At 61.7% G+C, this 9530-nt stretch carries 13 protein-coding genes and 1 rRNA gene; 11 read left to right on the top strand and 3 right to left on the bottom strand.

What is annotated here, in order from left to right:
* Positions 1-20 precede the first annotated feature (20 nt).
* The 7 genes from AAFN47_RS21585 to ureG are packed head-to-tail and all read left to right on the top strand — an operon-like array spanning position 21 to position 4938.
* On the top strand, positions 21-842 hold the full coding sequence (locus AAFN47_RS21585; protein WP_499811332.1) for an urease accessory protein UreD: 822 nt from the start codon (positions 21-23) through the stop codon (positions 840-842).
* Between the two features lie 9 nt (positions 843-851).
* Positions 852-1154, top strand: coding sequence for an urease subunit gamma (locus AAFN47_RS21590; protein WP_499811333.1), 303 nt, complete (start codon positions 852-854; stop codon positions 1152-1154).
* A gap of 15 nt (positions 1155-1169) precedes the next feature.
* Complete coding sequence (locus tag AAFN47_RS21595) at positions 1170-1475, top strand: urease subunit beta (protein ID WP_499811334.1); 306 nt, start codon at positions 1170-1172, stop codon at positions 1473-1475.
* Positions 1475-3187: an urease subunit alpha gene (gene ureC, locus AAFN47_RS21600; protein WP_499811335.1), complete on the top strand. Its 1713-nt coding sequence runs from the start codon at positions 1475-1477 to the stop codon at positions 3185-3187. Before AAFN47_RS21595 ends, ureC begins: the two co-directional genes overlap by 1 nt.
* Positions 3184-3657 carry an urease accessory protein UreE gene (locus AAFN47_RS21605; protein ID WP_499811336.1) on the top strand — a complete coding sequence of 158 codons (474 nt, stop codon included), beginning with the start codon at positions 3184-3186 and terminating at the stop codon, positions 3655-3657. Before ureC ends, AAFN47_RS21605 begins: the two co-directional genes overlap by 4 nt.
* Positions 3605-4312, top strand: coding sequence for an urease accessory protein UreF (locus tag AAFN47_RS21610; RefSeq protein WP_499811337.1), 708 nt, complete (start codon positions 3605-3607; stop codon positions 4310-4312). The genes AAFN47_RS21605 and AAFN47_RS21610 overlap by 53 nt, the downstream gene beginning before the upstream one ends.
* Positions 4309-4938: an urease accessory protein UreG gene (gene ureG, locus AAFN47_RS21615; protein ID WP_499811338.1), complete on the top strand. Its 630-nt coding sequence runs from the start codon at positions 4309-4311 to the stop codon at positions 4936-4938. The genes AAFN47_RS21610 and ureG overlap by 4 nt, the downstream gene beginning before the upstream one ends.
* Positions 4939-4942: 4 nt before the next feature.
* Here ureG and AAFN47_RS21620 read toward each other — a convergent pair whose 3' ends face one another.
* Positions 4943-5662 (bottom strand): VIT1/CCC1 transporter family protein, encoded by a 720-nt coding sequence (locus tag AAFN47_RS21620; protein ID WP_499811339.1) that lies wholly within the window; start codon positions 5660-5662, stop codon positions 4943-4945.
* 116 nt (positions 5663-5778) lie between these two features.
* On the opposite strand from AAFN47_RS21620, the gene AAFN47_RS21625 reads away from it, so the two are divergent.
* Entirely contained in the window at positions 5779-7023 is a 1245-nt protein-coding gene (locus AAFN47_RS21625; protein WP_499811346.1) for an APC family permease, read from the top strand.
* Here the strand turns inward: AAFN47_RS21625 and AAFN47_RS21630 are convergent.
* On the bottom strand, positions 7003-7302 hold the full coding sequence (locus tag AAFN47_RS21630) for a DUF202 domain-containing protein (RefSeq protein WP_499811340.1): 300 nt from the start codon (positions 7300-7302) through the stop codon (positions 7003-7005). The genes AAFN47_RS21625 and AAFN47_RS21630 overlap by 21 nt on opposite strands.
* 136 nt (positions 7303-7438) lie before the next feature.
* On the opposite strand from AAFN47_RS21630, the gene mgtE reads away from it, so the two are divergent.
* The 3 genes from mgtE to AAFN47_RS21645 are packed head-to-tail and all read left to right on the top strand — an operon-like array spanning position 7439 to position 9350.
* A complete protein-coding gene (mgtE, locus tag AAFN47_RS21635; RefSeq protein WP_499811341.1) occupies positions 7439-8845 on the top strand; it encodes a magnesium transporter in 1407 nt (468 codons plus the stop codon).
* Between the two features lie 5 nt (positions 8846-8850).
* The gene (locus AAFN47_RS21640; protein ID WP_499811342.1) at positions 8851-9144 is read left to right on the top strand and encodes a hypothetical protein; all 294 of its coding nucleotides are present in this window, start codon (positions 8851-8853) and stop codon (positions 9142-9144) included.
* Positions 9138-9350, top strand: coding sequence for a hypothetical protein (locus tag AAFN47_RS21645; protein WP_499811343.1), 213 nt, complete (start codon positions 9138-9140; stop codon positions 9348-9350). Before AAFN47_RS21640 ends, AAFN47_RS21645 begins: the two co-directional genes overlap by 7 nt.
* A gap of 93 nt (positions 9351-9443) precedes the next feature.
* Here AAFN47_RS21645 and rrf read toward each other — a convergent pair.
* Positions 9444-9530 (bottom strand): 5S ribosomal RNA (rrf, locus tag AAFN47_RS21650); the annotation flags it as partial.

Consider the following 9530-nt stretch of genomic DNA (forward strand, 5'->3'; position numbering starts at 1 on the left):
CAGCCGTTGATACAATCCGGATGCAGAGAACCGGCGGAACCGGTCGTCTCGGCGTGCGGGTCGTCGATCGCGCCACGCGGCTGGCGACGCTCTACCAGGAGGGCGCCTGCAAGATAAGAATGCCGTCGCCGCAATCGAACCGCGCGCTCGACGCCGTCCTCATCAATACGGCCGGAGGGCTGACCGGCGGCGACTGCCTGAACTGGGATATCCAAGTCGACGAAAACGCCAGCGCGGTCGTGACCACCCAGGCCTGCGAACGTTATTATCGCTCGATCGGCGGCGTCGCGAGCGTGAACACGTCGATCAGGGTTGAACCCGGCGCGACGCTCTGCTGGCTGCCGCAGGAAACCATCATCTTCGACCGCGCGAGCCTGTCACGCTCGATTGATGTCGAGCTCCATCCGTCATCGTCCTATCTGATGGTCGAGCCCATGATCTTCGGGCGAAAGGCGATGGGCGAGACCGTGCGGCAGGCTTGTATTGCGGACCGCTGGCGCATAAGACGCGACGGCCAGCTCATCCACGCCGAAGATCTCAGATTGTCCGGCGATGTCGCCGAAATGCTGCGCAAGGCCAATGTAGCCGGCGGAGCAATCGCGCTCGCTACGATCATGCTTGTCAGCGCGGATTGTGGCGATATCCTCGAAAAGCTGCGGCGATTGGCCGGCGTGCGCGCAGGCGCCAGCCACGTCCGCGCGGCGGCGGGAGACAAGATCGTCATTCGCATGGTCGCCGACAGCGGACTGGAATTGCGAAAGCAGCTCGCGCCCATGCTTGAACTGTTGACCGCCACCGTGATCGGACCCGGCCATGGCCTGCCGAAACTATGGAACCTGTGAGGACTACGCATGAATCTGACCCCCCGGGAAAAAGACAAGCTGTTGATCGCCATGGCGGCGGAGGTCGCGCGAAAGCGGCTGTCGCGCGGCGTCAAGCTCAATCATCCTGAAGCCATTGCGCTGATCACCGACTACGTCGTCGAAGGCGCCCGCGACGGCCGCGCCGTCGCGGATCTGATGGAAGCCGGCGCGCATGTGATCACGCGCGACCAGTGCATGGAAGGGGTGCCGGAAATGATCCACGACGTACAGGTTGAAGCAACGTTCCCGGACGGAACGAAGCTTGTCACAGTCCATGAGCCGATCCGCTAAAAGAGGGGAAAAACCATGATACCGGGAGAATTCATCCATCCCGAGGGAGACATCACCCTCAACGCCGGCGTCGACACGGTCACGATCATTGTCGCCAACAGCGGCGACAGACCGATCCAGGTCGGAAGCCATTATCATTTCTTCGAAACCAACGCGGCGCTGGAATTCGATCGGGAGAAGGCGCGCGGCAGGCGTCTCAACATCCCGTCCGGCACCGCCGTGCGATTTGAGCCGGGTCAGGAGCGCGAGATCACGCTTGTGCCCTATCGCGGCGACCGTCACGTCTTCGGCTTCCGCCAGATGATAATGGGAGATCTGTAATGTCCGTATCCATTCCCAGACCCGTCTATGCCCACATGTTCGGTCCGACGACGGGCGACAAGGTCCGCCTCGCCGACACCGAACTGTTCATCGAGGTCGAAAGGGACCTCACCACCTATGGCGAAGAGGTCAAGTTCGGCGGCGGCAAGGTCATTCGCGACGGCATGGGCCAGTCGCAGATCACGCAGGCCGGCGGCGCTGTCGATACGGTCCTGACCAACGCGCTGATCGTTGATCACACCGGCGTCTACAAGGCCGACATCGGCCTGAAGGACGGAAAGATCGCCGCCATCGGCAAGGCCGGAAATCCCGATATCCAGCCGGATGTCGACATCATTATCGGCCCCGGCACAGAGGCGATCGCCGCAGAGGGCAAGATCGTGACGGCCGGCGGCTTCGACGCCCATATCCACTTCATCTGCCCGCAACAGATAGACGAAGCGCTGATGTCGGGCGTGACCACGCTGCTTGGCGGCGGCACCGGTCCGGCGCACGGCACGCTGGCCACCACCTGCACGCCCGGCCCGTGGCATATCGGGCGCATGATACAGGCGGCCGACGATTTCCCGATGAACCTTGCCTTTTCCGGCAAGGGCAACGCGTCGCGCCCCGACGCACTGATCGAGATGGTTGTGGGCGGCGCCTGCTCGCTGAAGCTCCATGAAGACTGGGGCACGACGCCGGCGGCCATCGACAATTGCCTGTCGGTCGCCGACGACTACGACGTCCAGGTGATGATCCATACGGATACGCTCAACGAAAGCGGCTTCGTGGAAAACACCATCGACGCCATCAAGGGGCGCACCATCCACGCCTTCCACACGGAAGGCGCCGGCGGCGGCCATGCTCCCGACATCATCAAGGTCTGCGGGCTCGACAATGTCATCCCCTCGTCGACAAACCCGACGCGGCCCTACACGGCGAACACCGTGGCCGAGCACCTCGACATGCTGATGGTCTGCCACCATCTCGACAGCGATATTCCCGAAGACGTCGCCTTTGCCGAAAGCCGCATCCGCAAGGAAACGATCGCGGCGGAAGACATTCTCCACGATATGGGCGCTTTCTCCATCATCGCCTCCGACAGCCAGGCGATGGGCCGGGTCGGCGAGGTGCTCATCCGCACCTGGCAGACGGCCGACAAGATGAAGAAACAGCGCGGCCGGCTGCCGGACGAAACCGGCGACAACGACAATATCCGCGTTCGCCGCTACATTGCCAAATACACGATCAATCCGGCGATCGCCCACGGCATGAGCGCGCATATCGGCTCGCTGGAAGTCGGCAAGCGCGCCGATATCGTGATGTGGAATCCCGCCTTCTTCGGCGTGAAACCCGATATGGTGCTGATCGGCGGCACGATCGCGGCCTCGATCATGGGAGATCCCAACGCCTCGATCCCGACGCCGCAGCCGGTTCACTACCGTCCGATGTTCGGCGCTTTCGGCAGGTCGCGCACCGCTTCGTCGGTCGTTTTTGTCTCCGAAGCCGCCATGGCCAACGATTTGCGATCCAAACTCGGCACACAGAAGGGCATGGCGCCCGTGAAAAACACCCGCGGCGGCATCGGCAAATCGTCCATGCTGCTCAATTCGGCGACGCCCTCGATCGAGGTCGATCCGGAAACCTACGAGGTCCGCGCCGATGGTGAATTGCTCACCTGCGAACCGGCGGAGGTTCTGCCCATGGCCCAGAGGTATTTCCTGTTTTGACGAGACCGGTCGCAACAATGGTGGCGTTCGAGGACGGCTGGAAGGCGGCCGACACGATCACGCTCGACGAAACCGCCCGGTTCCGCCGCCGCATGGTGATGACCTCCGACAATGGCGTCGAGTTCCTGCTCGATCTCGGCGAGGCGCGGCTTCTGCGTCACGGCGACGGGCTCGTTCTCGACGATGGCCGGGTCATCGAAGTTCACGCCGCGCCTGAAAAGCTCTATCGGGTCGCGGCGCACGATCCTCAACACATGTTGCGGTTGGCCTGGCATCTCGGCAATCGGCACTGCCCGTCGCAGATCATGGAAGACTGCATGCTGATCCGGCGCGACCATACCCTGCGCGCCATGCTGGAGGGACTAGGCGCCGCTGTTACGGAAATCGAGGCGGCCTTCGATCCGGAAGGCGGAGCCTATGGCGACGGCCATGGTCAACATAGCCATCATCACGGTCACCACCATGACTGATCAGCGCTCTCTGCTGCGGCTGATGAGCTGGATGTCTCCGGCTTTTCCAACAGGCGCTTTCACCTACAGCCAAGGTCTGGAAGGCGCTGTCCATGACGGGCTGATTTCCGACGGCGACGGGCTTCGCCAATGGCTGGAGGACAGCCTTGCGCTCGGACAGCCGTGGAACGACGCCGTTCTGTTTGCGGAGAGCTGGCGCAGGGCGCGCGTCAGGGAGGATTGTCTTGACGTGGCCGAACTCGCCGAAGCCATGGCGGGTTCCGCAGGGCGCCAGATCGAGACCATGGGCCAGGGATCGGCATTCCTGAAAGCCGCCCGCGAATGGCCCTCGCCCGTTCTTGACGTACTGCCGTCCAGTTGCCCGCTGCCGGTGGCCGCCGGCGTCGCTTCCGGCGCCCACGGGATTGATCTTTGCGCCGCGCTCGCCGCCTTTCTGCACGCCATGGTTTCCAACGCCGTCCAGGCGAGCCTGCGGCTGCTACCGCTCGGTCAGCAACAGGGCGTGGCGATCATGGCGGCGCTTGAGGATTGCGTGACCGAGACGGTCGAGCGCGCGATGAATTCCACGCTCGATGACCTTGGCGGCGCCGCATTTCTGGCGGAAATCATGTCGATGAGACATGAAACCCAATATTCGAGGCTCTTTCGCTCATGACCCAATCGGCACACGGCCCCCTGCGCATCGGCATCGGCGGGCCGGTCGGATCCGGCAAGACGACAGTGACGGAAAAACTCTGCAAGGCGATGCGCGGCGATTTTTCCATCGGCGTCGTGACCAACGACATCTATACCAGGGAGGACGCCGAGGCGCTGGTGCGGATGCAGGCGCTGTCGTCGGACCGGATCGTCGGCGTCGAGACCGGCGGCTGTCCGCACACCGCGATCCGCGAGGACGCCTCAATCAACCTGTCGGCGATCGACGAACTGCTCGGCGTTCATCCGGACCTCGACGTGATTTTCATTGAATCCGGCGGCGACAATCTCGCGGCCACCTTCTCCCCGCAGCTTGCCGACCTGACGATCTACGTCATTTCCGTCGCGCAAGGCGAAGAAATCCCCCGCAAGGGCGGGCCCGCCATCACCCGCTCCGACCTGCTGATCGTCAACAAGACCGATCTTGCGCCCTATGTCGGCGCCGATCTCGCGGTGATGCGCCGCGACGCGGACCGCATGCGTCACGGCAAGGCGACGCTGTTCACTGACATGCGCCGCGGCGAAGGTGTCGACAAGATCGTCGAATTCCTCGTTCGCACCGGCGGCCTCGCCGTTCCGGCTGAATGACCGATCAGACGACGCTCTTGAGAAAATAGCCGATGGCGTAGGCGACAGCCGACGCCGCCAGTCCTATCGCCAGGGTCTCCAGCCCCGATCGCCACCAGGGCTGTGGCGACCAGGTGGCTTTCGTCGCCCCGATTGCAAAAAAGACGATGGCGGTCGCGACGAGCGAAATCATGAAACCGTCTTCACTGCCTGTCAGATAGGGCATGAGCGGCACGAGGCCGCAGATCAGGAACGCGATGAAGGTGCTTGCCGCCGAGAGCATCGGTGAGCGCACCACTTCGGAAAGCCCGTATTCGTCCACGAGCATCGTGGAAATCCAGGTCTCGTCATTGGAGGTCACCGCCGCAACCGCTGATTCGAGCGCCTCGCCCTCGATGCCCTTGCCCTGGAATATCTGGCGGATCTCCTCGCGTTCACCCTCCGGTTCTGCGGCAATGTGCTTCCGCTCTATCCGCCGCAATCTTTCCAGATTGTCGACCTCGGTCTTGGTGCCGCTGTAATTGCTGGCCGCCATGGAAAAGCCGTCCGCGATCAGGTTGGCGAACCCCATGATGATGATGGTGCGGGTCGAAAGTTCGGCGCCGACGACGCCGGAGATAATCGCGAAGGTCGTCACCGCGCCGTCAATGCCCCCATAGACCCAGTCGCGGATATAGTTGGGCTTGGCGCCGGCTCTAAGGCGGTCGCGGATCGCCGCCGCGCTGTGGTCATGTTCAAGCTTCATGCGCGCAGTCCGTCATTCTTTTGAATAATTCTAATATACACGATCGCACCTGAAATGCGTATTGATATTGATCAACAGCGTTTGACAAATGCCGGCTATAATTGTGTCCGGTGAAAATGGAGGTCGGCGGCGTGGCGGTGGATGATGGTTCCCGGGAGGAAGCGCTCAATCGGGTGATTGGGCTGCCGCTCCTGGTGTTTTACGGCGTGGGAGTGACGATAGGCGCCGGCATTTTCGCCCTGATGGGCGAAATTCTGCGGATCGCCGGCGACCATGCGCCGCTGACATTCCTGATTGCGGGGCTGATCGCCGGCGCGACCGGCTTCTCCTATTCCCGCCTCGGAGCCGTCTATCCCGTCGCCGCCGGAGAGGCGGTCTATGTGAAAGTCGGTCTTGGCGCGTTCTGGGGTCGTCTTGTCGGCCTCGGCGTCTCGGCGACCGGTATCGTCTCGAGCGCCGTTATCGCCCTTTCCTTCGCCGGTTATCTGGGTAGCCTGGTCGCCCTGCCGCAATGGCTGCTGTCGCTGTCCGTCATCGCCGCCCTTACGCTGATTGCTTTTGCCGGCGTGCGCATGAGCGTCGGTTTCGCAGCCGTCATCACGGTGCTGGAAACCGGCACGCTCATTGTCGTCTGCTTCGCCGGCGCGCCTCTCGTCTTCGAAGCCGACATTGCGCCAAAACTGTTGAGCCTGCCCGCCTCCGGCGCCGTTTGGGGTCTGGTGTTGAGCGCCAGCCTGATCGCCTTCTTCGCCTTTGTCGGCTTCGAGGATATCGTCAACATGGCGGAGGAGACGCGCGATCCGCAACGCAATCTGCCGCTGGCGATCATCCTGACGCTGGTGATCACCATCGCGATCTATCTTCTCGTTTCGATAATCGCGATCGCGGCTCCGGATCGCGAGGCGCTGACCTCCAGCCAGGCGCCCCTGGCCGATCTCTTCGCCTCGATCACCGGCCGCTCGGGCGCGCCGATCGCCGCGATGGCGACGATCGCCATGGTCAACGGCATTCTGGTGCAGATCGTCATGTCGAGTCGGGTGCTCTACGGTATGGCCCGCGAAAACCTGATGCCGGGCTTTCTCGCGCATGTGCATGAGAAGCGGCGCACGCCGTCAACCGCCACGCTTCTGGTCGGGGCAATCATCGCAATCCTGGCGCTCGCGGTTCCTCTTGTCAGCCTCGCCAAGCTGACGAGCATCGTCATCCTGATGGTCTTCACCCTGGTGAACCTGTCGCTCTGGCGGATCGGCAGCCGGCCGGAAGCGCCCGCCGGCCTGAAAAACTGGCGCCTGTGGGGACTGGCTGGCGCAGTGCTTTCTGCCTTTCTTCTGGTCCCCGAGCTAATTGCTGTCGTCAGCTGACGCCTCGTCCTGGAGTTTCAGGCGTTCGGATTCAATATCTTTGCGCAGGATCCGGTAGTCGATGATCCCGATCGTCGCCACGATAAGGGAAACCGGCATGAAGACGGTGCCGAGAAATTCCAGCCACGGGCTTCCGCTCAGTTTCAACAGCCCTGCGCCGGATACGAACAGCGCAATGCTGGTGTTCAGATAGGCAAGCAACGTACGCCGGTTCGCCAGTTCCGTTCGGGCGACAGCCAGAACCAGGTTTTCAACCGAGCGTTCTTCGTTCTTGTCCATCTTAGTCCCTCGTCCGACGGAAACTATGCGAACAATATTCAGGAAAAAACATAACCTGTAAAAGACTTAATCTGTTGATTCATTACGCCGTCACGCGGCAATGTCAGAAAGTAGTCGATTATCCGGAATGACGAGAATGAACAAGCCAGAAGACCTGAATTGGGTCAGGGAACAACCCGATACGCCTGACCCGGCCAATGACCAGACGCTGGCCACGATCAGAAAACTCGTCAGGGAGCGCCGCAAGACGGACCTCCTGGCGGCGCTGAAGATGTGGGATCCGCTCGACGTCATGCAGATGCTGACGCGGATGCGGTTGAAATATGCGCGCAAGCTGTTCCAGTGGCTGCCGGCCAATCCGTCGGTGCGGGTCATCGCCGAACTCAAGCCTGATTTCCGTTCCCTGCTGATGCAGGAGTCCACCCAGCAGCAGCTCATCGATATCCTCGACGGGATGGATCCGGAGGATGCGGCGGAAACCCTCAACAGTTTTCCGGACGATATCGCCGAATTGCTGCTCGACAACCTTCCCGATGCGAGCGGCGTAGCAGAAACCGCCGTCTACAGCCACGACACGGCGGGCCGTGTCATGGCGCGCCGGTTCGTCGCGCTGTCGGAAACACTGAGCGTCGAGGACGCCGTTGCCGCCATCCGGTCCGAGGCCGACCGCATCCGCAAAATCTTCACGCTCTACGTGGTCGACGCGGAGGGAAGACTTGTCGGAACAGTCGGCGTCGGACCCCTTCTGCTCGCCCAGAAAGACCAGACGCTGGGTGATATCATGGCCACCGATTTCATCGCCGTCGCTGCCGACACCGACCAGGAAGAGGTGCTGCGGATCGCGCGCAATCGCGACATGCGCACCGTTCCGGTGATCGACGCGGACGGGCGGTTGATCGGACGCATCACGCCCAAGCAATTGAACCGCATCGCCGTTGAGGAAGCCTCGGAAGACATGATGTTCATGAGCGGCGTGTCGCCGGAATCAGAAGCCGACGACTCGATCCTGCGCATCGTCAAGGGCCGCCTGCCATGGCTGCTCGCCGGTCTGGTCGGCGCCAGCGTCGCGGCAAGCGTCGTCGGCATATTCGAGGACCAGCTCGCCGCGGCGATCGTGCTCGCCTCCTTCATTCCCATCACCATGTCGCTTGCCGGCAACGCCGGGCTTCAGGCCTCCGCCGTCGCCGTGCGCGGTCTGGCGACCGGCAAGGTCTGGGAGGGCGACATCCTCTGGCGCCTGCTGAAGGAACTCGTCGCCGCGCTGATCAACGGCGCAGTCGCCGGCCTCGTCCTCGGCATGCTTGTGTTTGTCGCATCGCTGTTCATCCAAATCGAGGATCCGCTCAATCTTGTGCTCGCGACGTCCCTGTCGCTGTTGTGCGTCACGACGCTCGCCGCAATGGTCGGCGCGACAATTCCCATCCTGCTCGACAAGCTGGGTTTCGATCCGGCGATGGCGATCGGCGTGTTCATAACCTCGTCGAACGACGTGCTTGGCGTGCTCATCTTCTTCCTGATGGCGACGACATTTTATCTGGGGTGACGCCGATGACGCCATGCGAATGTCTCGACAATCTGGTTGGCAAACCGCTGACCGGCGTCAACCATGCGGCCGACATGGCCATGATCGGTTTCGGCAAAGGACCGCTTGTCGAACGGCGCGGCAAGACCATCCAGCTCTCCGAATGGGATCTCCATCTTCAATGCCCCTGGCGTTTCGTGCGCGATGGATCGGTGATCCTTGCGTGGATGATTTTCACTATGAAGCCGCCAGCGGAGAACCGTGCAACAGGAGCGATATCGAACAATCGATCTTTTTTTCAAACAGAAACAGCATGTTGAATTGGCTGGAGCAAAACCCTGTCACCGTCGCTTCGCTCACCATGAAACCAGCCGGCGCATTTGACGTGGTGTTCGATCGTCATCTGGAACTGAACGTTCTGCCCGCGATCTCGCAGAACTTCCACGCCATGGAGGAATGGCGGCTGTTTCAGCCTGGAACGGACGCCGATCATTTCGTCTATCCCGTCGGCAGCGACGGGGAATGATCAGGAAAAAAGGCACAAAAAAACGGCCAGGGAAGACCCGGGCCGTTTTTGTAAGAAGTAAAGAGAAGATTGATTTGGTGTTGCTATTATCAGACCTGGCGATGACCTACTCTCCCGCGTCTTGAGACGAAGTACCATTGGCGCTGGGGCGTTTCACGGCCGTGTTCGGCATGGGAACGG

Origin of the sequence: Hoeflea sp. CAU 1731 (assembly GCF_039888615.1) — a bacterium.
GTDB lineage: Bacteria > Pseudomonadota > Alphaproteobacteria > Rhizobiales > Rhizobiaceae > Flavimaribacter.